General features: G+C 69.7%; 19 protein-coding genes and 2 tRNA genes. 11 read left to right on the forward strand and 10 right to left on the reverse strand.

Going from position 1 to position 22,609, the window contains the following annotated elements; genetic code table 11:
- Nucleotides 1–120: 120 nt before the first annotated feature.
- Together AB0M26_RS02655 and AB0M26_RS02660 are read left to right on the forward strand one after the other, a co-directional pair.
- Complete coding sequence (locus tag AB0M26_RS02655; RefSeq protein WP_365253353.1) at nucleotides 121–1,524, forward strand: NAD(P)-binding domain-containing protein; 1,404 nt, start codon at nucleotides 121–123, stop codon at nucleotides 1,522–1,524.
- Nucleotides 1,521–2,738: an MFS transporter gene (locus AB0M26_RS02660; protein ID WP_365253356.1), complete on the forward strand. Its 1,218-nt coding sequence runs from the start codon at nucleotides 1,521–1,523 to the stop codon at nucleotides 2,736–2,738. Before AB0M26_RS02655 ends, AB0M26_RS02660 begins: the two co-directional genes overlap by 4 nt.
- An 801-nt stretch (nucleotides 2,739–3,539) precedes the next feature.
- Here the strand turns inward: AB0M26_RS02660 and AB0M26_RS02665 are convergent.
- A tRNA-Leu gene (locus AB0M26_RS02665) sits at nucleotides 3,540–3,626 on the reverse strand.
- A 392-nt stretch (nucleotides 3,627–4,018) separates the two neighbouring features.
- On the opposite strand from AB0M26_RS02665, the gene AB0M26_RS02670 reads away from it, so the two are divergent.
- The 6 genes from AB0M26_RS02670 to pknB all read left to right on the forward strand — a co-directional run bounded on the left by AB0M26_RS02670 (nucleotide 4,019) and on the right by pknB (nucleotide 12,108).
- Nucleotides 4,019–4,846 (forward strand): FhaA domain-containing protein, encoded by an 828-nt coding sequence (locus AB0M26_RS02670; protein ID WP_365253359.1) that lies wholly within the window; start codon nucleotides 4,019–4,021, stop codon nucleotides 4,844–4,846.
- A gap of 10 nt (nucleotides 4,847–4,856) precedes the next feature.
- The gene (locus AB0M26_RS02675; RefSeq protein ID WP_365253362.1) at nucleotides 4,857–5,378 is read left to right on the forward strand and encodes an FHA domain-containing protein; all 522 of its coding nucleotides are present in this window, start codon (nucleotides 4,857–4,859) and stop codon (nucleotides 5,376–5,378) included.
- Between the two features lie 141 nt (nucleotides 5,379–5,519).
- Nucleotides 5,520–7,064, forward strand: a complete 1,545-nt coding sequence (locus tag AB0M26_RS02680; RefSeq protein ID WP_365253790.1) for a PP2C family serine/threonine-protein phosphatase — start codon at nucleotides 5,520–5,522, stop codon at nucleotides 7,062–7,064.
- Between the two features lie 22 nt (nucleotides 7,065–7,086).
- Nucleotides 7,087–8,481: an FtsW/RodA/SpoVE family cell cycle protein gene (locus AB0M26_RS02685; protein ID WP_365253365.1), complete on the forward strand. Its 1,395-nt coding sequence runs from the start codon at nucleotides 7,087–7,089 to the stop codon at nucleotides 8,479–8,481.
- Nucleotides 8,478–9,938 (forward strand): penicillin-binding transpeptidase domain-containing protein, encoded by a 1,461-nt coding sequence (locus AB0M26_RS02690; RefSeq protein WP_365253368.1) that lies wholly within the window; start codon nucleotides 8,478–8,480, stop codon nucleotides 9,936–9,938. Before AB0M26_RS02685 ends, AB0M26_RS02690 begins: the two co-directional genes overlap by 4 nt.
- A gap of 166 nt (nucleotides 9,939–10,104) precedes the next feature.
- Nucleotides 10,105–12,108, forward strand: a complete 2,004-nt coding sequence (pknB, locus tag AB0M26_RS02695) for a Stk1 family PASTA domain-containing Ser/Thr kinase (RefSeq protein WP_365253371.1) — start codon at nucleotides 10,105–10,107, stop codon at nucleotides 12,106–12,108.
- A 316-nt stretch (nucleotides 12,109–12,424) separates the two neighbouring features.
- Here the strand turns inward: pknB and AB0M26_RS02700 are convergent, their stop codons facing one another.
- The 6 genes from AB0M26_RS02700 to AB0M26_RS02725 form a co-directional block, all read right to left on the reverse strand.
- On the reverse strand, nucleotides 12,425–13,153 hold the full coding sequence (locus AB0M26_RS02700) for a class E sortase (protein WP_365253374.1): 729 nt from the start codon (nucleotides 13,151–13,153) through the stop codon (nucleotides 12,425–12,427).
- A 72-nt stretch (nucleotides 13,154–13,225) separates the two neighbouring features.
- Nucleotides 13,226–14,293 carry a class E sortase gene (locus tag AB0M26_RS02705; protein WP_365253793.1) on the reverse strand — a complete coding sequence of 356 codons (1,068 nt, stop codon included), beginning with the start codon at nucleotides 14,291–14,293 and terminating at the stop codon, nucleotides 13,226–13,228.
- A 593-nt stretch (nucleotides 14,294–14,886) separates the two neighbouring features.
- Nucleotides 14,887–15,528: an aminodeoxychorismate/anthranilate synthase component II gene (locus AB0M26_RS02710; RefSeq protein WP_365253377.1), complete on the reverse strand. Its 642-nt coding sequence runs from the start codon at nucleotides 15,526–15,528 to the stop codon at nucleotides 14,887–14,889.
- On the reverse strand, nucleotides 15,525–15,701 hold the full coding sequence (locus AB0M26_RS02715; RefSeq protein WP_365253380.1) for a hypothetical protein: 177 nt from the start codon (nucleotides 15,699–15,701) through the stop codon (nucleotides 15,525–15,527). The genes AB0M26_RS02710 and AB0M26_RS02715 overlap by 4 nt, the downstream gene beginning before the upstream one ends.
- Before the next feature lie 71 nt (nucleotides 15,702–15,772).
- Nucleotides 15,773–16,480, reverse strand: a complete 708-nt coding sequence (locus AB0M26_RS02720) for a class E sortase (protein WP_365253383.1) — start codon at nucleotides 16,478–16,480, stop codon at nucleotides 15,773–15,775.
- 126 nt (nucleotides 16,481–16,606) lie between these two features.
- Nucleotides 16,607–17,392, reverse strand: coding sequence for a DUF881 domain-containing protein (locus tag AB0M26_RS02725; RefSeq protein WP_365253385.1), 786 nt, complete (start codon nucleotides 17,390–17,392; stop codon nucleotides 16,607–16,609).
- Between the two features lie 147 nt (nucleotides 17,393–17,539).
- Here AB0M26_RS02725 and crgA point away from each other — a divergent pair, with 147 nt between their 5' ends.
- On the forward strand, nucleotides 17,540–17,794 hold the full coding sequence (gene crgA / locus AB0M26_RS02730; protein ID WP_365253388.1) for a cell division protein CrgA: 255 nt from the start codon (nucleotides 17,540–17,542) through the stop codon (nucleotides 17,792–17,794).
- 1,027 nt (nucleotides 17,795–18,821) lie between these two features.
- On the opposite strand, the gene AB0M26_RS02735 is transcribed toward crgA, so the two are convergent.
- The gene (locus tag AB0M26_RS02735) at nucleotides 18,822–19,721 is read right to left on the reverse strand and encodes a rhomboid family intramembrane serine protease (RefSeq protein WP_365253391.1); all 900 of its coding nucleotides are present in this window, start codon (nucleotides 19,719–19,721) and stop codon (nucleotides 18,822–18,824) included.
- Between the two features lie 266 nt (nucleotides 19,722–19,987).
- Nucleotides 19,988–20,521 carry a peptidylprolyl isomerase gene (locus tag AB0M26_RS02740; RefSeq protein WP_365253796.1) on the reverse strand — a complete coding sequence of 178 codons (534 nt, stop codon included), beginning with the start codon at nucleotides 20,519–20,521 and terminating at the stop codon, nucleotides 19,988–19,990.
- 259 nt (nucleotides 20,522–20,780) lie between these two features.
- Here AB0M26_RS02740 and AB0M26_RS02745 point away from each other — a divergent pair, with 259 nt between their 5' ends.
- Nucleotides 20,781–21,494 (forward strand): DUF5324 family protein, encoded by a 714-nt coding sequence (locus AB0M26_RS02745; RefSeq protein ID WP_365253394.1) that lies wholly within the window; start codon nucleotides 20,781–20,783, stop codon nucleotides 21,492–21,494.
- Nucleotides 21,495–21,789: 295 nt separating this feature from the next.
- On the opposite strand, the gene AB0M26_RS02750 is transcribed toward AB0M26_RS02745, so the two are convergent.
- Nucleotides 21,790–21,862 (reverse strand) — tRNA-Ala (locus tag AB0M26_RS02750).
- 161 nt (nucleotides 21,863–22,023) lie between these two features.
- Between AB0M26_RS02750 and AB0M26_RS02755 the strand changes: the two genes are divergently transcribed.
- On the forward strand, nucleotides 22,024–22,572 hold the full coding sequence (locus AB0M26_RS02755) for a DNA-binding protein (protein ID WP_365253397.1): 549 nt from the start codon (nucleotides 22,024–22,026) through the stop codon (nucleotides 22,570–22,572).
- The last annotated feature ends 37 nt before the right edge of the window (nucleotides 22,573–22,609 follow it).

Here is a 22,609-nt window from a genome sequence, read left to right on the forward strand (position 1 = left end):
GTTCACGGCCCAGTGACGAGCGCATGCTGGGCGCAGGCGCTCCGCCTTCGCCCCGAGCCTTCGCTCGCATCGCCGGCATCCGCAGCCGAGCTCCCGCCCGCACAGGAAGAGGCCCACGCCATGAAGACCCGCAGCGCCCATCCCGTCGTCGTGATCGGTGCCGGCCCGGTCGGCCTGGCAGCCGCCGCCCACCTCATCGACCAGGGCATCGAGCCCCTGGTCCTGGAGGCCGGGCAGACAGCCGGCGCCACAGTGCGCGAGTGGTCGCACGTGCGGCTGTTCTCCCCCTGGGGAGAGCTGACCGACCCCGCGGCCGAGAAGCTCCTGGCTCCCAGCGGCTGGACCGCCCCAACGAAGGAGAGGTATCCGTCCGGTGGGGAGTGGGCCGAGCAGTATCTGCAGCCGCTGGCCGACGTGATGGGAAGCAAGGTGCGCTACGGCGCCCGGGTCAGCGGCGTCTCGCGCACCGGGCGTGACCGGGTCGTCGACGCCGACCGTGAAGGCCAGCCGTTCGTCGTTCACATCAGCACCGCCGACGGCGGCGAGGAGCGCGTCCTGGCCAGCGCGGTGATCGATGCCTCCGGCACCTGGACCATCCCGAGTCCCGCCGGCGGCAGCGGCCTGCCGGCCCTGGGCGAGCGCGCGGCAGCCGACCGCATCACCTACCGCGTCCCCGACCTCAAGGACCCCACCGTCCGCACCCGCCACGCCGGCAAGCGCACGGCCGTGATCGGCTCCGGCGCCTCGGCCTTCACGGCCCTGGCCTACCTCGCCGACCTTGCCACGTCCGACAACGGTGCCGGCACCAAGGCACTGTGGATTTTGCGTCGCGGCATCTCGGGCTCCACCTTCGGTGGCGGCGAAGCCGACCAGTTGCCCGCTCGCGGGGCACTGGGCCTCGCGGCGAAGGCCGCCGTCGAGGCGGGCCACGCCGATGCGGTCACCGGGTTCCGTACCGAGGCCATCGAGCGCGACGGGGAGGGCCGTCTGGTGCTGGTGGCCGATGACGGACGCCGCCTGGAGCCGGTGGACGAGGTCATCGTCCTGACCGGCTTCCGACCGGATCTCTCATTCCTGTCCGAGATCCGCCTCGGCCTCGACGAGCGTCTCCAGGCAGCGATCGATCTCGCTCCGCTGATCGACCCCAACCAGCACTCCTGCGGCACCGTCCACCCCCACGGGCATCGCGAGCTGTCCCACCCGGAGGACGGCGTCTACCTGGTCGGCATGAAGTCCTACGGCCGGGCTCCGACATTCCTGGCCATGACCGGCTACGAGCAGGTCCGCTCCGTGGCTGCCGCGATCGCCGGCGACATCGAAGCCGCCGACCGCGTCGAACTCACCCTTCCCGAGACCGGCGTGTGTGGAGGGGCCGGACTCTTCGACACCCCCGAGGCAGAGCAGGCCGGCCAGGGAGGCTGTTGCGCGGCGCCGGAGCCACAGCCGGTCCGGCTCGGCGCCGCCACGAGTGCTGCGCAGGCCCCGACCGAGGAGGCTGCTACCGGCGGCTGCTGCCGCTCGTGACCAGGCTCGACACCCGAAGCAGAAGGGCCGCGACCGGAACGGGAGACAGGTCGCGGCCCCGCACTGCTCTGCCGGCCCTGTGCGCCACCCAGATCACCAGCTGGGGCATCGTCTACTACGCCTTCCCCGTACTGAATCCGCGGATCACCGCGGCAACAGGGTGGTCCGCGGGAGCGACGACGGCCGCCTTTTCCCTCGCGCTGGCGGTCTCCGGGCTCGCGGGCATACGCGTCGGCCGTGTTCTCGATCACCGCGGCCCGCGCACCGTCATGACCGTCGGGTCGATACTGGGCAGCCTGAGCCTGCTCATGGTCGCGGCCGCCCCCAACCTCTTTGTTTTCTACGCCGGTTGGACTCTGGCCGGGCTCGCCATGGCGTCCACCTTCTACCAACCCGCCTTCGCCGCCCTCACCCGCTGGTGGGCACCGGACCACATCCGCGCACTGACCATCGTCACCCTCGCCGGCGGCCTGGCCTCCACCGTCTTCGCCCCGCTCACCGCCGCACTCGCGGACCACCTCTCCTGGCGAGCCACCTACGCGGTTCTGGCCGGGATCCTCGCCCTGGTCACCGTGCCCGCCCACGCGCTCGCGCTGAAGGCCCCCTGGCCCCAGGCTCCGCCCGCCTCCACGCCCGGCCCCCGCGGTGCGGCAGTTGTGGCGCGCAGCCACCCTTTCCTGATGCTCGCCGCGGCCTTCACCCTCTCCGCGTTCGCCCTGTACGCCGTCGTGGTCGCTCTCGTGCCCCTCCTGCTCGAACGCGGCTACTCCACGAGCCAGGCCGCCTGGGCCCTCGGACTCGGCGGCGCGGGACAGACACTGGGCCGCACCCTGTACGCCACGCTCGCCCGCCACACCGGCGTGACGACGCGGACCGTTGCCCTGATCGTCCTCGGCGGCGTCACCACGGCCGCCCTCGCGCTCATCCCCGGCCCGTACGTCCTGCTGATCGCCCTGTCCGTTGCCGCCGGGGCCGTCCGCGGCAACCTGACCCTCCTCCAGGCCACCGCCGTCACCGACCGCTGGGGCACCGCCCAGTACGGCCGTCTCTCCGGCATCCTCGCCGCCCCCGGCATGACCGCCGCAGCGCTCGCGCCGTTCGCCGGCGCAGCACTCTCCGGCCCCCTGGGCGGCTACCCGGCACTCTTCCTCACCTTGGCCGGCCTTTCAGTGGTGGCGGCAGGACTCGCCGTCGGCAGCCACACCAGGCCGTGACGCGCGACGGTTTTCCTCATCGCGCCGCACCCGCCGCCGCAGGAATGCGAGGGGTTATCGGGCAACTACTCGGCACCTCGCGGTGTGGGCTGCCATGGCCGACCCACAAGTCCCCTACCAGGCGCGAGAACTTCTCACCGCACTCTCGCAGTTGGCGCTCTTCTGCGACGGTGAGGGGCTGCACGTCAATGCCTGGGTCCGGCTGATGCGCGAAGGGATCGAACGCTTCATCGCCGCCGGCGGCCCCACCACGGGCGAGGCTCCCGGGGGTAACTATCGCTGCCGCCTGCTGAGGCTCAGCGAAATCTTGCTGGGCGAGGTGTGCGTTACCGGACGATCCACCCGCCTCTCTCCGCAACAGTGTCGAGCACTGCAACGGCTACGCGAAGAACCCTTGGCCGAAAGCATCGAGTTCGGGCTCCCGCGGCCTCCGCGGGGTCGCCCCCAGACCATCCCCCTCGCCTACCAACTCGCGCACGCCAACCGCCGCAAGATCAAAAACTGGCTGGACACGCTGGCCCTCGGCGGCGAACGACCACGCCGCCGCACCCACCACCGCCGCAGGACCAAGCCCCTGGGCACCTGGACCCCCACCGGCCATCTGACACCAGCCGCCCAACCACGCCCCAGCTGTCACAGAACATCAACTACACAGCAGGGCCGGGACGGTGAGATGCCTCACCGTCCCGGCCCTGCTGCACTCGGCCCCTGGCTTCGCGTCGAGACAGGACTCAGAACAACGAGAAACGGGTCCCACCAGGACCGCCGTCCTTGGTGAGGACCCGTTTCGTCGGTACCTCATGGTGCGCGAGGGGGGAGTTGAACCCCCACGCCCTTTCGGGCACTGGAACCTGAATCCAGCGCGTCTGCCTATTCCGCCACCCGCGCATGGGTGTTGCCGTCAGGCTTTCCCACATTCCCTGGAGCAATTCGCCCGCGGCGCGTGGGCGCGCCTTCCGACATCCAGAAGGTTAGCACGCTGGCAGGGGTGGATTCACACGCCTATTCCCAGGCCTCATGGGGCGCGTAACTGCAGGCCCCGCGGGGCGCGCGCCCGTGGTGCCGCGCGCCCCGAGGGCCCGGGCACCGTCACGGTTGCGGGACACTGTTCCGGGGATGGCCTCTACCATCCGGTGTGGCCCACCAGGATCGGACCTGTGAGGGGCGACACTCGACGGCGGGGGCAGGAAGTGGAACCACTCGTGTTTGCCGCTCGTGGATACGATCAGTAAGCAGTACCAGGACGATTTCGACGAGCCCAGCAGGGAAGGAGGTGCCCGGTGGGAGTACTGAAGCGCTTCGAGCAGCGTCTCGAGGGTCTCGTGAACGGCACCTTCGCCAAGGTGTTCAAGTCCGAGGTGCAGCCCGTCGAGATCGCGGGAGCACTCCAGCGGGAGTGCGACAACAACGCGACCATCTGGAACCGCGACCGGACCGTGGTTCCCAACGACTTCATCGTCGAGCTGAGCGCGCCCGATCACGAGCGCCTGAGCCCGTACTCGGGCCAGCTCGGCGACGAGCTCGCCGGCATGGTGCGTGACTACGCGAAACAGCAGCGCTACACCTTCATGGGCCCGATCAAGGTGCACCTGGAGAAGGCGGACGACCTCGACACCGGCCTGTACCGCGTTCGCAGCCGCACGCTCGCCTCCAGCGAGTCCCAGAGCCACCAACAGGGCCGGCGACCCGCCGCCGCCCCCTACGGCGGCCGCTCCGTGCAGCCCGCCGGAGCCCCGCCGATGCCCTCCGCGCCGCCGCAGGGGACACGGACCGGCGGACCCGCACCCGTGACCCGGCTGCCCGGCGCGGGCCCCATGCCGGGTTCGCAGACCCGCCGCTGGATCGAGATCAACGGCACCCGCCACCAGATTTCCCGTCCGACCATGGTGCTCGGCCGCAGCACCGAGGCCGATGTGCGGATCGACGACCCGGGCGTCTCCCGCCGACACTGCGAGATCCGGACCGGTACGCCCTCCACGATCCAGGATCTGGGTTCCACCAACGGCATCGTGGTGGACGGACAGCACACGACCCGCGCTACGCTCCGCGACGGCTCGCGGATCGTCGTGGGCAGCACCACCATCGTTTTCCGGCAAGCCGAAGGGTGAAGCGGGGGCAATGTCAGAGCTGACCCTGACGGTCATGCGGCTGGGCTTTCTCGCCGTACTGTGGCTGTTCGTCATCGTGGCCGTACAGGTCATCCGCAGCGATCTGTTCGGCACGCGCGTGACCCAGCGCGCGGCCCGGCGTGCCGAGGGGCAGGCCCGGCCGTCCGGCGGGCGGCAGCAGCCGCCACAGCAGCGCGCCCCGTCCGGCGGTCGCAGCAGCGGCCGCCAGCGCCGCGGGGCGCCGACCAAGCTCGTGGTGTCCGAGGGCAGCCTCACCGGCACCACGGTGGCCCTCCAGGGCCAGACCATCACCCTCGGCCGGGCACACGACTCGACGATCGTGCTGGACGACGACTACGCCTCCAGCAGGCATGCCAGGATCTACCCGGATCGTGACGGCCAATGGATCGTGGAGGATCTCGGGTCCACCAATGGCACGTATCTCGACCGGACCCGACTCACCACCCCGACCCCGATTCCGCTGGACGCGCCGATTCGTATCGGCAAGACCGTTATCGAGCTGCGGAAGTAGTACGAGAATGAGCGAGCGGAGCGAGCGAGCCCCGGCCGCGTCGGCATCTCTGCCGACGGGCGGCGCGGCAGACGTGAGCGCGCTCCCGACCGGAGGGTGGGCACCGTGCGGATGTACCCCGAGCCGACCGGCGAGGTGCGCATGAGTCTGTCACTGCGCTTCGCCGCCGGATCGCACAAAGGCATGATCCGCGAGGGCAATGAGGACTCCGGCTACGCCGGCCCGCGCCTTCTCGCCATCGCCGACGGCATGGGCGGCCAGGCCGCCGGTGAGGTCGCCAGCTCCGAGGTGATCTCCACCCTCGTCCAGCTCGACGACGACGTTCCCGGCTCCGACATCCTCACCTCCCTCGGTACGGCCGTGCAGCGCGCCAACGACCAGTTGCGCGTCATGGTCGACGAGGACCCCCAGCTCGAGGGCATGGGCACCACGCTCACCGCCCTGCTGTGGACAGGTCAGCGCCTGGGCCTGGTCCACGTCGGCGACTCCCGCGCGTACCTCCTGCGCGACGGCGTCCTCACCCAGATCACCCAGGACCACACCTGGGTGCAGCGGCTCGTGGACGAGGGGCGGATCACCGAGGAGGAGGCCACCACCCATCCGCAGCGGTCCCTGCTGATGCGGGCGCTCGGCAGCGGCGAACACGTGGAGCCCGATCTCTCCATCCGCGAGGTCCGGGCCGGGGACCGCTACCTCATCTGCTCCGACGGCCTCTCGGGCGTCGTGAGCCACCAGACCCTCGAGGACACCCTGGCCGGCTACCAGGGCCCGCACGAGACGGTGCAGGAGCTCATCCAACTCGCGCTGCGCGGCGGCGGCCCCGACAACATCACGTGCATCGTCGCGGACGTCCTCGACGTCGACGACAGCGACACCCTCGCCGGGCAGCTCAACGACACTCCGGTCGTCGTCGGCGCGGTGGCGGAGAATCCGCACCACCTCAACGACAACGGCGCCATGCAGACCCCGGCCGGCCGCGCTGCGGGCCTCGGCCGCGGCGTACCGCAGCAGGGCCCCGGTGCTGCCGCGGGCGGCTTCGGCCCGCCCGGCAGCGGCGACCCCGGGATCGCGGGCCTCGGCGACGGCGGGTACGGGGCGTACACCGACGAGGACTTCATCAAACCCGGCCGTCGCGGCAAGTGGCTCAAGCGGTCCATGATCATCACGCTTGCCCTGGGCCTCCTCGTCGCGGCCGGATACGGCGGCTACCGCTGGACGCAGACCCAGTACTACGTCGGCGCCAAGGGCCGGCACCTCGCGCTCTACCAGGGCATCAGCCAGGATCTGGCCTGGATCAGCCTCAACGAGGTGCACAAGGACCACCCCGAGATCGAACTCAAGTACCTCCCCGCCTACCAGCGGAAGCAGGTCGAGGAGACGATCGCGGTGGGCAGCCTCGGCCAGGCCGAGGACAAGGTCGCCGACCTCGGCAAGCAGGCCGGTGCCTGCAAGAAGCGCGCCGAACAGGCCCGGGCGGCCAAGGAGCAGGCCGAGCAGCGCGAGAAGGCCGAGGACCAGCAGTCCAAGCCCGGCCAGCAGCAGGGCGAGGCCGGCGGTGCCCAGGGCGGTGCCCCCGCCACCCGCGCCGAGACCCCGAGCACGAACGCCGGCCCGACTCCGACACCCGGCCCCACGCTGTCGGAGGAAGAGAAGCAGCTGGCCAAGCAGTGCGACAGCACGCAGTAGGAGCAGGGGGGCCATCCGAGCCATGAGCAGCAGCAACACCACGACAATCAGCTCCGTGGGAGCGCCGAGCAGGCGGAACACCGAACTCGCCCTGCTCGTCTTCGCCGTGCTGATCCCGGTCTTCGCCTACGCCAACGTCGGCCTGGCGAAGGGCGGCAGCATCCCCACGGGCATGCTCGGCTACGGGCTCGGCCTCGGTCTCCTCGCGGGCGTCGCGCACCTGATGGTGCGCAAGTTCGCCCCGTACGCGGACCCGCTGATGCTCCCCGTCGCGACGCTGCTCAACGGCCTCGGGCTGGTGCTGATCTGGCGCCTGGACCAGGAGCCGTCGATCACCACCCCGCAGCTCGGCGGCGCGATGGCGCCCGGGCAGCTGATGTGGTCGACGCTGGGTGTGGCGCTGTTCCTCGGTGTGCTCGTGTTCCTCAAGGACCACCGGATCCTGCAGCGCTACACCTACATCTCGATGGTGGTCGCGCTGATCCTGCTGATCTCGCCGATGTTCTTCCCGGCCCGATTCGGCGCGCGCATCTGGATCACCATCCCGGGCGTCGGCTCTCTCCAGCCCGGCGAGTTCGCGAAGATCATCATCGCGGTGTTCTTCGCCGGGTACCTGATGGTGAAGCGGGACGCGCTCGCGCTCGCCAGCCGCCGCTTCATGGGCATGTACCTTCCCCGCGGCCGCGACCTCGGCCCGATCCTCGTGATCTGGGCGATCAGCCTGATGATCCTGGTCTTCGAGACCGACCTGGGCACCTCGCTGCTCTTCTTCGGCCTCTTCGTGATCATGCTGTACGTGGCCACGGAGCGCACCAGCTGGATCGTCTTCGGTCTGCTCCTCAGCGCCGCAGGCGCCTTCGCGGTCGCGTCCTTCGAAAGCCACGTCCAGAGCCGTGTGCACAACTGGCTCAACCCGCTGGAGCTGCAGGACGGCGGTGTGACCGAGACGGCCCAGGCCATGTACTCGTTCGGTTCCGGCGGCATCCTCGGTTCCGGGCTCGGCCAGGGGTATTCGCGCCTCATCGGCGGTATCGCCCCCAAGAGCGACTACATCCTGGCCACCGTGGGCGAGGAACTCGGTCTCACGGGTGTCATGGCCATCGTGGTGCTCTACGGACTCCTCATCGAGCGGGGCATCCGCACCGCCCTCGCCGCTCGCGACCCGTTCGGCAAGCTGCTGGCCGTCGGGCTCTCCGGCGCGTTCGCCCTCCAGGTCTTCGTGGTCGCGGGCGGTGTCACCGGCCTGATCCCGCTCACCGGCATGACCCTCCCCTTCCTGGCGCAGGGTGGTTCGTCGGTGATCGCCAACTGGGCGCTCATCGCGATCCTGTTGCGCATCAGCGACACCGCGCGGCGCCCGGCCCCGGCCCCGGCCCCGTCCACCGACGCCGAGATGACCCAGGTGGTCCGACCGTGAACAAGCCACTCCGCCGGGTCGCGATCTTCTGCGGCCTGCTCGTCCTCGCCCTGCTGATCCGCGTCAACTGGGTTCAGTTCGTCCAGGCCGACGAGCTCAAGAACGACCAGCACAACCGCCGGGTCGACATCGCCCGGTACAGCCAGCCGCGGGGCAACATCATCGTCGACGGCGACCCGATCACCGGTTCCAAGGAGACGGACGCCGGTGACTTCAAGTACAAGCGCACGTACAAGGACGGCCCCATGTGGGCCCCGGTCACCGGCTACGCCTCCCAGGTCTACGACGCCAACTTCCTGGAGAAGCTGAACGACGGCATACTCACCGGCGACGACGACCGCCTCTTCTTCAACCGCACCATCGACATGCTCACCGGCAAGGAGAAGACGGGCGGCGACGTCGTCACCACGCTCAACTCCAAGGCACAGAAGGCCGCTTACTCAGGTCTGAAGGGCCGTAAGGGAGCCGTCGCCGCGATCAACCCGGAGACCGGCGCGATCCTCGCCCTGGCCAGCGCGCCCAGCTACGACCCGTCGAAGATCGCCGGCATGACCGCGAAGGACGGGGAGAACTACAAGGCTCTCCTCGCCGACAAGGACAAGCCGATGACCAACCGGGCGCTGCGCGAGACCTACCCGCCCGGCTCGACCTTCAAGGTCGTCACCGCGGCCGCGGCCCTGGAGAACGGGCTCTACACGGACATCGACGAGCCGACCAAGTCGCCGCTGCCGTACAAGCTGCCGCTCAGCTCCACCATCCTGAAGAACGAGGGCAACATCCCCTGCGAGGACGCCACCCTGCGGAACGCGCTCAAGGTGTCCTGCAACACCGTGTTCGCCAAGATCGGTGACAACGTGGGCCGGGACAAGATGGTCGAGCAGGCCGAGAAGTTCGGCTTCAACAAGGAGATCTTCACCCCGACCCGTTCCAACGCCAGCGTCTACGACACCAAAATGGACCGCCCGGGCAACGCGCTCTCCTCCATCGGGCAGTTCAACACCGCGACCACCCCGCTCCAGATGGCCATGGTCGCCTCGGCCGTCGCCAACGACGGCAAGCTGATGAAGCCGTACATGGTCGACCAGCTCCGGGCGCCGAACCTCAACGTGGTCGAGCAGCACAAGCCCGAGGCGATGAGCCAGCCGCTCCAGCCGGAGAACGCCCAGAAGCTCCAGGAAATGATGGAGACCGTCGTCGAGGACGGAACCGGCACGCGGGCCCAGATCCCCGGTGTCACGGTGGGTGGCAAGACGGGTACGGCCCAGCACGGTGTGGACAACAGTGAGCTGCCTTACGCGTGGTTCATCTCATACGCGAAGACCGACAGCGGAACCCCGGTCGCCGTCGCCGTCGTGGTGGAGGACGGAAGCGCCAACCGCGACGACATCTCCGGTGGCGGCCTGGCTGCCCCGATCGCCAAGAACGTCATGGAGGCTGTCATCAACAGCGAGAAGTGAGCCCGGTCACACTCCGGGCCGGAACTGCCCATGTGACAGTACCGGTCTCGTATCAGGTGATAGGAGCTGACCGGGTCCACTACGGCGTGCCGGGTACGGTATGCCGAGCAGCACACCGCCGGACCCCACCGGTGCGTGGGAATGACGGAAGAGGGCTGGAGAAGCTATGGAAGAGCCGCGTCGCCTCGGCGGCCGGTACGAGCTGGGCTCGGTGCTCGGCCGCGGTGGCATGGCCGAGGTCTATCTCGCGCATGACACGCGTCTGGGTCGCACCGTCGCTGTGAAGACGCTCCGGGCGGACCTCGCCCGCGACCCGTCGTTCCAGGCCCGGTTCCGCCGGGAGGCCCAGTCGGCCGCCTCGCTCAACCACCCGTCGATCGTCGCTGTCTACGACACCGGCGAGGACTACGTCGACAATGTCTCCATCCCGTACATCGTGATGGAGTACGTGGACGGCTCCACCCTGCGTGAGCTGCTGCACTCCGGGAGAAAGCTGCTGCCCGAGCGGTCCCTGGAGATGACCATCGGCATCCTCCAGGCCCTGGAGTACTCCCACCGGGCCGGGATCGTGCACCGCGACATCAAGCCGGCCAACGTCATGCTGACGCGCACCGGTCAAGTCAAGGTGATGGACTTCGGCATCGCCCGCGCCATGGGCGACTCCGGCATGACAATGACGCAGACCGCGGCGGTCATCGGCACGGCCCAGTACCTCTCGCCGGAGCAGGCCAAGGGCGAGACCGTCGACGCCCGCTCCGACCTCTACTCCACGGGCTGTCTGCTGTACGAACTGCTGACGGTCCGGCCGCCCTTCGTGGGCGACTCACCCGTCGCCGTGGCGTACCAGCACGTGCGTGAGGACCCGCAGCCGCCGAGCGCATACGACCCCGAGGTCTCCCCGGCGATGGACGCGATCGTCCTCAAGGCACTGGTGAAGGACCCGGAGTACCGCTACCAGTCCGCCGACGAGATGCGCGCCGACATCGAGGCCGCGCTCGACGGACGGCAGCCGGTGGCGGCCACGGCCGCGCTGGGCGCCGTGGGCTACGGCGGCTACGGCGAGGACCAGCCGACGACGGCCCTGCGCGCGCAGGACCCGGCCGGCCAGACCTCGATGCTCCCGCCCATGCGTGAGGACGACGGCGGCTTCGGCTACGACGAGCGGCCGAACGGGCGCCGCGGCCCCCAGAAGAAGAGCAGCACGTCGACGGTCCTCCTGGTCGTCGCGGGCATACTGGTCCTGGTCGGCGCGATCTTCATCGGCAAGGAGCTGTTCGGCGGCGCCGGCGGCGCCGGTGACGTCCCTGTCCCGAACTTCATCGGTGACACACTGCAGGACGCCAAGCAGCAGGGCGACAGTGGAGGCTTCGTCGTCAAGGACGACGGCAACCCCATCCCCTGCGAGGACCAGAAGAAGAACCAGATCACCAAGCAGGACCCGGCCGCGGGCACGAAGATCTCCAAGGACGACACGGTCACGGTCACGCTGTGCTCGGGTCCCCAGCAGATCACCGTGCCGAACGTCGAGGGCGCGACCCTCGACGAGGCCACGGACGAGCTGGTCAGCAAGGGCTTCGACAGCAGCAGGATCCGTACCAAGGAAGTCGAGTCCGAGCGCACGCCCGGCATCGTGATCGAGCAGACGCCGAACGCGGGCACCAAGAAGCCCAAGACCGCGACGATCACCCTCACCGTCGCCAAGGAGAAGGAGACGGCCCTCGTCCCGGACGTCACCAACAAGCCGTTCGAGCAGGCGAAGGCACAGCTGGAGCAGCTCGACTTCAAGGTCGAGAAGGACGAGACGGAGCGCGGTGACGTCGCCGCAGGCACGGTCGTCGCACAGGATCCGGCGGGCAACACGCAGGCCGACGCGGGTTCGACCGTCACGCTGACCGTGGCCAAGGCGGCCGAGCAGTCGCAGGTGCCGCAGCTCCAGGGCCAGAAGCTCAAGGACGCCCGCAAGCTGATCGAGGAGGCCGGTCTCACGGTCGGCCAGATCTCCGGTCCGCAGGACGACAAGGCAACGGTTCTGGTGTCCACTCCCGGTGCCGGCCAGCAGGTCCCCCCGGGCACCGCCGTGAATCTCACCACCGTGGGAGGAGCAGGCGACAACGGCGGTGACAACGGCGGCTTCTTCGGCGGCCAGCAGGGCGCGGCCACCAAGGACTGACGTCCGGCGTACCCGTCCCCCTCTCCCCGTCCCCGTACGACGAAGGCCCAGGTCCCACTGGAGAGTGGGACCTGGGCCTTCCCCGTTGCTGGGCCTTCCCCCTGCCGGGCTTCCCCCGTCGCCGGGGCTTCGGGTCGCCTCCCGGGGGGCGCGTGAGCAGGGGCCTCCGTCGCTGGGATCCTTGTGGAGTCTCCCGGGCTCTTCGCGGTGACCGGGGTTCCGCCTTCCCCAGTACGTCTGGCCGGGCCTGTGCCGACTGTCCGCACGCCCGGTGTGGGGGCGGACCGCGGGATCCCGCCGCAGGGCGCACGGCCCGCTAGCGCAGCTCCTCCGGCGGGGTACGGTCCGCGTCGACCTTCTCCGTACGCTCCAGCTCCGCCCAGACGATGTACCGGTACCTCGAGGTGTAGACCGGTGTGCAGGTGGTCAGCGTGAGGTAGCGGCCCGGCTTCTTCCTGCCCGATTCCTTCGGGGTGGCGTCGAGCACATCGACGTTGTACTTCGAGGTCTCGGGCAGTGTCTCGTAGACCTTGTAGACGTACCAGGTGTCCCGCGTCTCGAAGACGACCGCGTCGCCCTTCTCGATCTTGTCGATGTTGTGGAACTTCGCGCCGTGCCCGTCGCGGTGCGCGGCGAGTGTGAAATTTCCCTTCTTCGCCCAGGGCATGGCCGCCTTCACGGGCTTGGTGTAATACCCGGCCACGCCATGGTTGAGCTCCTCGGCGTCCGTGCCCTTGGTGACCAGCACCTCGCCGTTCTTCATTGCGGGCACGTGCAGGAAGCCGATGCCGTCCTTGGTGTCCAGCTTGCCCGGCCCGCGTGCCGCCCAGCGGTCGCGCACCTCGTCGCTCTTCGCCTTGGAGTCACGGTCCGCGAGGACGTTCGTCCACCACAGCGAGTAGATGACGAAGAGGCCGAGCACCAGGCCCGTCGTGATGAGGAACTCGCCGAAGACGCTGACGGCGGCGGCGATCCGGCGTCCTGTGCGGGGGCGGCGCTGCGGTGGATGCGCCTCGGTGTCCTGTGCGTGCTGGGTCGCTGCCACCGCGTCGTGCTCCATTTCGAAGTTTCGATGTCTCTGTGCAGGTGTCGGGCCGATGGTGGGTGTCGACTCGGGCTAGCCGCCGACCAGTTCGGCGGGCTTGCCCTCGCTGCGCGGTCGCTGGTCGACCATCTTCGCCCACACGATCATCCGGTACGTGCTGGTGAACTCGGGAGTGCAGGTCGTCAGTGTGAGGTAGCGGCCGGGCTTGGTGAATCCGGACCCCTGGGGAACCGCATCGAGGACGGACACGTTCGACGGCGGGGTCTGGGGGAGGATGCTCGCCATCTCATAGGTGTAGAAGGCGTTCTTGACCTCGACGATGATCTCGTCGCCCGGCTCGAGCTTGTTGATGTAGCGGAACGGCTCGCCGTGGGTGTTGCGGTGTCCGGCGACCGCGAAGTTGCCCTTCTTCTCCCAGGGCAGCGAGGTCTTGGCGTAGTGTCCGGCCATGCCGCGGTCCAGGACCTTGTGCTTGTCGATGCCTTCGGCGATCGGGACCTTCACATCGAGCTTGGGGATGTAGAGGATCGCGAAACCCTGGCCGGGTTCGAAGGCGCCCGCGCTCTGCGCGCCCCCGGCTCCGTTGTCCCATCCCCGCTGCAGATTGTCCGCCGCCCCGCCGGCCTGCGCGTGGGCGAGCACATTCGTGTACCAGAGCTGGTACGCCACGAACAGCAGCATCAGCACGCCGATCGAGATGAACAGCTCACCGACCAGACGGCTCGCGACCACGCTGGGCGGGTCCTTGCGTGCCTTCGCCTGGCGCCTGGCCTCCATACGGGAGGTGGGGGCCGGGGTGCCCTCGACGGAGGTGCCCTCGGGGCGACTGCGGCCACGGGCCCGGTGCCCGCCGCTCCGCTTCCCCTTGGCCGCGGTCGCCTTGCGGCGTGCCGCGCGTCCCTCGCCCGGCGGTGTTCCGCCCGTCCCGCCGCTCCCGAGGCCCTCGGGGACGCGCAGCGCGACGGTTTCCTCGTCCATGCGCGGCTGGGGCAATGTGGCTCCGACGCCGCGCGTAGTGGATCCCGGGGCGGACACGGTCGGCATCGCGGCCGTGGCACCGCCGTCGTCCTGGTGTGCCGAGGCGGACTGCTGGGCGGCTTCCCGGATGGCCTGGCGCGCCGCCTGCCGGATGGCCGCGATCCGCTGGGCAGTTGCGGTTGCGTCGAGCTGCGAAGTCGCCTCGAAGGCCTGGGAGTTCGCGTACGCCTGGGAGGCCCCGTGCGCCTGGGAGGCCCCGTGCGTCCGGGAAGTCCCGTGCGTCCGGCGGGACGTGTCGGGCTCCCGCGGCCGGCGGGGCTCCTGGGCACCACTGGTCTCCCGGCCCCTGCCTCCCGCCCCGTACGAGCCACCGCTCCCGTACGCGTACGAGTCCTGCCCGGAGGCTCGGCGGGCGTCGTGCGCGGAACCGTCCCCCTCGCCGTACCCCTGTGCGGTGCCGTGCTCCTGCGAGGCGGCGTCGTCGCCCAGATACGCGTGCTCACCGCCGTAGGGCTCGTATCCGTCCTCGTAGCTGTACCCGGACGGGGGGCCGGACTCGCCGCGGTCCTGCGGGGGAATCCACGAAAAGCTCCCCTGCCCGTTCTCCATGCCCGGTATGACCCCGCCCGGCCGCTGCCCGGGCAGCGGGTCGTTCAGCGGGTCGTCGAGCCGATCGACAGCCGCCTCGAACGCGCCTGCTTCGCCGTACGGCTCTCCGTACGGCGACGCGGAGTCACGCTCGGGGCGGAGCGCGGTCACGCGCCGACCCTGCCGACCACCGGCGCGAGCCCCGCGGACCGCTCCACCGCGCCCCTGTCCCCGCACGCCACAAGCCAGTTGGCGAGCATCCGGTGGCCCCACTCCGTGAGGACCGACTCGGGATGGAACTGCACGCCCTCGACCGGAAGATCACGGTGGCGCAGGCCCATCGCGACGCCGCTCCCCGTCCATGCCGTGATCTCCAACTCGTGCGGGACGGTGTCCCGCTCGAGGGCGAGGGAGTGGTAGCGGGTCGCGGTGAAGGGCGACGGCAGCCCCTGGAAGACGCCCGCTCCTTCGTGCGTCACCTCGGAGGTCTTGCCGTGCAGCAGCTCCGGCGCCCGGTCGACCACCCCGCCGTACGCGACCGCCATCGACTGCATGCCCAGGCAGACCCCGAAGACCGGCACCCCGGTCTCCGCGCAGTGGCGCACCATGTCGATGCAGACCCCGGCCTGCTCGGGCGTCCCCGGCCCGGGGGAGAGCAGCACGCCGTCGAACCCGTCCTGTGCGTGGGCGGGTTCGACCTCGTCATTGCGCCGGACCTCGCACTCGGCCCCGAGCTGGTACAGGTACTGGACGAGGTTGAAGACAAAGCTGTCGTAGTTGTCGACGACCAGGATGCGTGCGGTGCTCATCGTGCTGCCCGGCCTCCGTTGTCGACCGTCACGTCATTGAACGGCAGCAGCGGTTCCGCCCACGGGAAGATGTACTGGAACAGCACATAGACGATCGCCAGCACGAGCACGAGCGAGATCAGCGCCCGCACCCACGTGTTCCCCGGCAGATGCCGCCAGATCCACCCGTACATGCTGTCCCTACTTGCCGATGACGGACTCGATTCCAGCACCAGAGTAAGGGGCTGCGGGGGTGCCCGGTGGCTCAGCTGCGCAATGCGTCCGGCTTGCCCTGATCGACGGGCCGGGTCGAGTCGAGGTGGGCCCAGACGATGAGGCGGTGGCTGTGGCCCCACTCGGGCTCGCAGGTGGTCAGGGTGAGATACCGGCCCGGCCCGCTGTAGGGCCCCTTCTCCGGTACGGGGTCGATGACCGCGGTGTCGGTCGGCAGCGTGCGGTACGGCTTGCGGTCGATGCGGTACGTGAACCAGGTCGTGCCGTCGTTCAGCACCACCGCGTCGCCGGGGCGCAGCTCGGGGACGTCCTTGAACGGGTCGCCATAGGTGCGGCGATGCCCGGCGACCGCGAAATTACCGCGCTCGCCGGGCCGGGCGGTCCGGGCGTAGTGGCCGAGGCCCTTCTTGAGGGTGCCGGTGGCGGTGCCTTCGAGCACGGGCTTCTTCCAGCCCGAACCGAAGCGAGGTATGTGCATGACGGCGAACGGCTCCCCGTCCTCGTACGGCTCCGGTGCGGGTGCACCGTCGTCCCCGGCCGGTTCCCGGTCGGACGCGGGGGCCGCCGACCACTGCTCCTGGAGGCGGTCGATCTCGCCCTCCATGGCGCGGTCGGCCTGGATGCCGGTCCAGAAGAGGATGTGGACGACGAAGAGCACGATCACGGTGCCCACGGTGACGCAGAGTTCGCTGAACGTCCTGATGACCAGTCGTACCGCACGTGCTGTCCGCACCGACACCGGCCGCCCCCTCGGGTCCCCTTCGGTCGCGCCTGATTCACGTAATCACGGTCCGTTGTGCTGCTGCGCGGGCCTGTCGTGCCGCGGTGACCGGTCAAGGGCTCACCGGTTCACGGGGTCACCGGTTCACGGGGTCACGGGGTTTACGGGCCTTGCGTAGCGAAGATCCACTGTGCCGGAGTAGCCGCGAAGAGTCACCGCCCTGTGCGTATCGACTTTCCAGCCGAGGCCGTACGCGTTGACGTACTGCATGTAGTTCTGGATCGTCGGCGAGTCCGAGAGGGCCTGCTCGAGGCGGTTGACGTTGCCGACGGCGGTGACCTTGTACGGCGGCGAGTAGACACGGCCCTGAAGGATCAGGGTGTTGCCGACGCAGCGGACCGCGCTGGTGGAGATCAGCCGCTGGTCCATGACCCTGATGCCCTCGGCACCGCCCTGCCACAGGGCGTTGACCACCGCTTGGAGGTCCTGCTGGTGGATGACCAGGTCGTTGGGCTGCGGCTCGGGAACACCGGGGATACGGGCGGTGGCGCCGGGGGGTGCGTCGGTGAGGGTGACCGTGACGCCTGGGCCCCGGAGCCTGGTGGTTCCCGCCTTCTCCTCCAACGCCTTCAGCCTGGCCTCCTCGGCCGCGCTGGTGCCGCTGTCGCGCTGGGCGAAACGGTCGACCTGGCCGCGGATGGCGGCGGCTTCCCGCTCGAGTTCGTGATTCTTTCTGCTGCGCTCCTGAATCAGATCGGAAAGCTTCAACATCGAGGCGTCGGTGCGCAGATTGGTGCCTTGCGCGGCATGGAAACTCATCCAGAAGATGAGCCCGGCGAGGGCGAAAACACCGACCGTCAGCAGCCGCACCGGGCGGAACCGACGAGGCCGTGCGGGCCGGTCGGCGGGGGTGTCCGCAGAATTGCTCACCGTACCCTTATCTCCTTCGACGCCGCGGAAGCACTACGCTAACTGACGCCCGTGGGGGGCACGCGCCCCCCGTCGCATACCGTCCTCCGGGACGGAAAACCAAGCATCTCTGCGCGGTCACGCAGCGCATCGACAGGAGAACCCCTCGTGCCGAAGTCACGGATCCGCAAGAAGGACGATTACACGCCCCCGCCCGCGAAACAGCAGAGCATCGACCTCGGCGGCGGCCGCCGCTGGGTGGCTCCACTGATGCTGGCCATGTTCCTGATCGGGCTGGCCTGGATCGTCGTCTTCTACGTGACCACCGGCCAACTGCCGATCGAATTCCTGGGCAACTGGAACATCGTGGTCGGCTTCGGCTTCATCGCGGCGGGGTTCGTGGTTTCCACGCAGTGGAAGTAGGGCCCTGCGACGGGACGGGGAGCCTCAGGTGAGGCGACCGGGAGCGGCGGGTGACTCGCCGGCTCCCGGTTCGTCTCTCCGCCTTGTTGTCCCCATTGCCCCCGGCCCCTTGCCTCCGTCCTTCTTTTCCCCGGCCTCTTGTCTCCGGCCTGTTGTCCCTGGCTCCTTGCCTCCGGCCTGTTGTCCACTCCCTCTTGTCCCCGTCCTCTTGTCTCGGCAGTCCGCGCCGGGGCGCGTTCTCCACGCCCTCCCCGGGGTTTGGGTCGGGCCTTCTCAGTGAACGCCGTGCCGGCGGCCGCCGGCACTGTCTGGGGACCTCATGCCCGGGCTGCCCAGGGGGTGTGGCCGGCGGGCCTGACGGGCGGGCCCCGTAGGCGCGCCCCCCGCAACTCCTCATGAACCCGTCACCAGCTCCTCCTGTGGCCCCTGCCCGGCTCCGCCGCCGACGCCGGTCAGGGGCCTCGGCACAAGCCTTGCCCCAAGGTTGCCCACAGAGTTATCCACAGGAGTTTCCACATGGGGAAAAGGTCAGACGATCTGTGGATAACCTCCGGGCCGTTGACACCGGTGTGACAGGTGGTACGTCCTACGAGGGATACGCAGCCCTCGATTTTGCAGGGAAAACGCAGGTCAGTGCGATGGCGGACACCCGTTCCCCACAGCATGCACAAGATCGGACACCCACTGTGGACAACTGAGGGTGAGGTTCCGCCTTGGGATCACTTTTCCCGCCCCGGCGTGGTTCCTGTGCGCGAACCGTGCGGACCGTGTGACGCCCGTACTCGGGTTGCCGGGCTCCGGCGCGCGTCCGGCACCGGGCTCGCGAGAGCGCGCGAGACGAGGCAAGGCTCCGGCGCCGCGGGCCGGCCTCGTACGGCATGCGTATCGGAACCCGGCCGAGGCGTCACCGGCCGCCGGCGAGGGCGGGACGCGACGATGCCGACCCGCTGCCGGACGCTGCCGAAGGGGAAGCCGGACCCTGCGACGCCGCGATGCGTTCAGGCCCGGAAACGCCGCCCGGCAGGCTTCAGCCGGTGAGCTGGAGCGTCCGCACCCACACCACGGCCACGATGGCCAGCAGCGCCGCCGCACACGTCGCCCTCTGGACCAGCGCCCGGTGCTCACGGGGCGCGTGCACCATCCCGTACGCCACCGCCGCTCCCACGACCAGGCCGCCGATATGGGCCTGCCAGGCGATGTTGGCCCAGGTGAAGGTGAAGACGAGGTTGAGCGCCAGCAGGATGATCACCGGGCGCATGTCGTAGTTCATCCGCCGCATCAGGACGGCGGTCGCCCCGAGCAGGCCGAAGACCGCGCCGGAGGCGCCCAGCGAGGGCTGGTTCTGGGCGGCCAGAAGGAACGAGAGCGCGCTGCCTCCCAGGCCGGAGAGCAGATAGAGCGCCAGGAACCGGACGCGGCCGAGAGCCGCCTCCAGCGGCGGGCCCAGCCACCACAGCGACAACATGTTGAAGGCGATGTGCATGACCTGCTGGTGCAGGAACATCGCCGTCAGCAGCCGGTACCACTGCCCCTCGGCAACGCCCACCAGCTCGACCGTCCCCGGGTCGAAGGCCCGCCCGACGAGGTCGAGCTGGTCGACGAGCCGGTCCCCCGCCGCGAGCACCGCGATCCAGACGGCGGCATTGATGCCGATAAGGATCTTGGTCACCAGGTTCGGGTTCTGCGTGACGGTCCCGCCTGCGATGGTGCGTGGACGCGTGGCGCGCACCGAGGGGCCCGTACCGGAACCGCCGCGTACGCACTCCGGGCACTGGAAGCCGACCGACGCGCTGACCATGCACTCCGGGCAGATGGGCCGCTCGCAGCGCGTGCACGTGATGCCGGTCGGGCGGTCGGGGTGGCGGTAGCAGCCCGGCGTGCCGCCCGCGGCGGCGGGGGTCTCCGGGCTTCCTGGCGCCTGATCCATCGGTTCTCGTCTCCGTCCGGGCTCATGCGGCGGTGTCCGCGCCATGCTCTTACGGCGGGCGGTGCGCGCGCGACCCCGTCACCGCGGTCCGCGCGGTACCGGGCGGGCATCCACGATGCCGGCGCGGCGGTCCGCGCACCGCACCGGCGGTACGCCCGGCGCCGCCGGTGCGGCACCCGTCGCCGGGGCCCCGCAATACGCCGCCCCGCCCGTCATACGGACGGGCGGGGCGGGAGGTTCCCGTTCCGGGTCGGCCTGCTTCCCGGTCAGCCTTCGCGGGTCTCGACGACGACCGCCTCGATGACCACGTCCTGGACCGGCCGGTCGGTGCGCGGGTTGGTGGAGGACGCCGCGATGGCGTCCACGACCTGCTGGCTCTTCGGGTCCGTGACCTCACCGAAGATGGTGTGCTTACCGGTCAGCCAGGCCGTGGGGGCGACGGTGATGAAGAACTGCGAGCCGTTGGTGCCCGGGCCGGCGTTGGCCATGGCGAGCAGGTACGGCTTGTTGAACGCGAGGTCCGGGTGGAACTCGTCGGCGAACTCGTAACCGGGACCGCCGGTGCCGTTCCCCAGCGGGTCACCGCCCTGGATCATGAAGCCGCTGATCACCCGGTGGAAGACCGTGCCGTCGTACAGCCTGTCCTGGGACCGCTTGCCGGTCGCGGGGTGCGTCCACTCGCGAGTGCCCTCGGCGAGCTCGACGAAGTTCTTGACCGTCTTGGGCGCATGGTTCGGCAGCAGCCGGATCTCGATGTCGCCTTGGTTGGTCTTCAGGGTGGCGTAGAGCTGCTCAGCCACGATCTGCCTTCCGTAGTTTTCACTGACGTTCACCGATCCTCGCACGGACCGAGTCACGACGAGTACCCGACGAACCGGCGCGCCCGTCCCGGGGGGCGTGGCGTCGTCCACGGATGCTCCCCAGCGGCGGTAGTTGATCTCCTTTCGGGGAACTTGACCCGGATGCCCCTCCGCGCATGCCGAACCAACGACAACGGGGCATGATCTCTTATCGGGTGGAAAGGCGAAAAACGTACGCCACCGAGGAGGAGGAAATTCCGTGACCCGCAATCACAGCGTGCGCGCCGCGACCGGCACCGCAAAGGAAAGCGTGCTGCACGCCGCGGAGGTGGTGGCGCCATACGCCGGTACGGCGAGGGACCAGGCCGCGCACTACGCGCACGAGGCCCGTGTACGGCTGGCGCCCAAGGTGGCCCAGGCGGCGCAGCAAGCCCGCAGCACCGCACTGGAGCAGTACGACGCCCGCCTCCAGCCGCGGCTGCAGCAAGGCGTGAAGCAGGCGCGAGGAGCGTTGCCCCCCAAGGTTGACGCCGCCGCGATCCGCACCGCCAAGCGAGCCCGCAAGGCCGCGCGTCAGGCGGCGGACTACACCGCGCCCCGTATCGGGCAGGCGATGGCAGCCACTGAGCCCGTGCGCGAGGAGGCGGTGACGCGGAGCGCCGCGGCACTGGCCGCCCTGCGCAACCATGTGACCGCCGCGGATATCGAGAGGCTGGCGCGCAAGCGCCGCCGCCGCGCCCAGGGCGGACGGGTGGCCAAGCGCTTCCTGGTCCTCGGTGCTCTGGCGGGTGGAGCCATCGCCGTGTGGAAGTGGTGGGACAAGCAGGCCAACCCCGACTGGCTGGTTGAGCCTCCGGCCGCAACCGAGCTCGGGGACCGGCAGCTCCAGTCCGTCGACGGTAGTGACGCTCTGGACCCCGAGGTGCAGGCGAAACAGGCCGAGGCGGAGGGCAAGCGCCGCGACCAGCGCTGAGGTCGGCCGTACGCGCGGTCGAGCGGGCCCTCGGCCGCACGGGCGCTTGAGCCGACCTCGACCGCACGAGTCCTTGGGCCGCCCCCCGGCCGCACGAGTCCTTGGGCCGACGCCCGCCCCCGAGCCGTCGGCGCGGGGACCACGGAACTCGTACACGGCAAGGACCCGTACGCACGGGGCTGCCCCCGGTGCACGGAACGGCCTCCGAGCGCGGACCGAAACTCATAGCGGCGAGCCAGGGAAGAAGAGCGCCCCCTCACCAGCGTTTCCACTGGTGAGGGGGCGCTCTGCGCTGTGGAGCCTAGGGGAGTCGAACCCCTGACATCTGCCATGCAAAGACAGCGCTCTACCAACTGAGCTAAGGCCCCGCGGGTGGTGGATACAGCCGTCCCGAACCGCGTCCGTCCGACTGCCGCAGACAAGAGTACCGGGTCTCCCGGAAGATCTCGCAAAGGATAAGGGGCTCCCCGTCTGCAATCACGCTCCGTAGGATGTCGCGCGAGGTTCGCAGCAGCGAAGGGGAGTCGCCATGGACGCCGCACAGCAAGAAGCCACCGCCAGAGCCCGTGAGCTGCAACGCAGCTGGTACGGCGAGCCCCTGGGGGCACTCTTCCGCAGGCTCATCGACGACCTCGGGCTCAACCAGGCACGGCTCGCCGCTGTGCTGGGGCTCTCCGCCCCGATGCTCTCGCAGCTCATGAGCGGCCAGCGCGCGAAAATCGGAAACCCCGCTGTGGTGCAGCGCGTTCAGGCCCTCCAGGAACTGGCGAGCCAGGTCGCCGACGGCAGTGTGAGCGCCGCGGAGGCGGCCAACCGGATGGACGAGATCAAGAAGACCTCCGGCGGTTCCGTGCTGAGCACCGGGTCGCAGCACACACCGAGCTCCGGGGCGCCCACCGTGCGCCGAGTCGTCCGCGAGATCCAGTCGCTGTTGCGGTCCGTCGCCGCCGCCGGCGACATCATCGAAGCCGCCGACACCCTCGCCGCCGCGCAGCCGGAACTGGCAGAGTTCCTCCGGGTGTACGGGGCCGGGCGAACCGCGGAGGCGATCGCCCACTACGAAGCGCATCAAGGCTGAGCAACGAGGGTGATACAGGCAACAAAGGGGCGGGCAC

Source organism: Streptomyces sp. NPDC051776, assembly GCF_040681345.1.
Classification (GTDB): domain Bacteria; phylum Actinomycetota; class Actinomycetes; order Streptomycetales; family Streptomycetaceae; genus Streptomyces.

Coding starts and splice junctions, on each gene's coding strand:
- AB0M26_RS02655 (WP_365253353.1), top strand. CDS start 121: ATGAAGACCCGCAGCGCCCATCCCGTCGTCGTGATCGGTGCCGGCCCG.
- AB0M26_RS02675 (WP_365253362.1), top strand. CDS start 4,857: ATGTCAGAGCTGACCCTGACGGTCATGCGGCTGGGCTTTCTCGCCGTA.
- AB0M26_RS02680 (WP_365253790.1), top strand. CDS start 5,520: ATGAGTCTGTCACTGCGCTTCGCCGCCGGATCGCACAAAGGCATGATC.
- AB0M26_RS02685 (WP_365253365.1), top strand. CDS start 7,087: ATGAGCAGCAGCAACACCACGACAATCAGCTCCGTGGGAGCGCCGAGC.
- pknB (WP_365253371.1), top strand. CDS start 10,105: ATGGAAGAGCCGCGTCGCCTCGGCGGCCGGTACGAGCTGGGCTCGGTG.
- AB0M26_RS02710 (WP_365253377.1), bottom strand. CDS start 15,528: ATGAGCACCGCACGCATCCTGGTCGTCGACAACTACGACAGCTTTGTC.
- AB0M26_RS02715 (WP_365253380.1), bottom strand. CDS start 15,701: ATGTACGGGTGGATCTGGCGGCATCTGCCGGGGAACACGTGGGTGCGG.
- AB0M26_RS02735 (WP_365253391.1), bottom strand. CDS start 19,721: ATGGATCAGGCGCCAGGAAGCCCGGAGACCCCCGCCGCCGCGGGCGGC.
- AB0M26_RS02755 (WP_365253397.1), top strand. CDS start 22,024: ATGGACGCCGCACAGCAAGAAGCCACCGCCAGAGCCCGTGAGCTGCAA.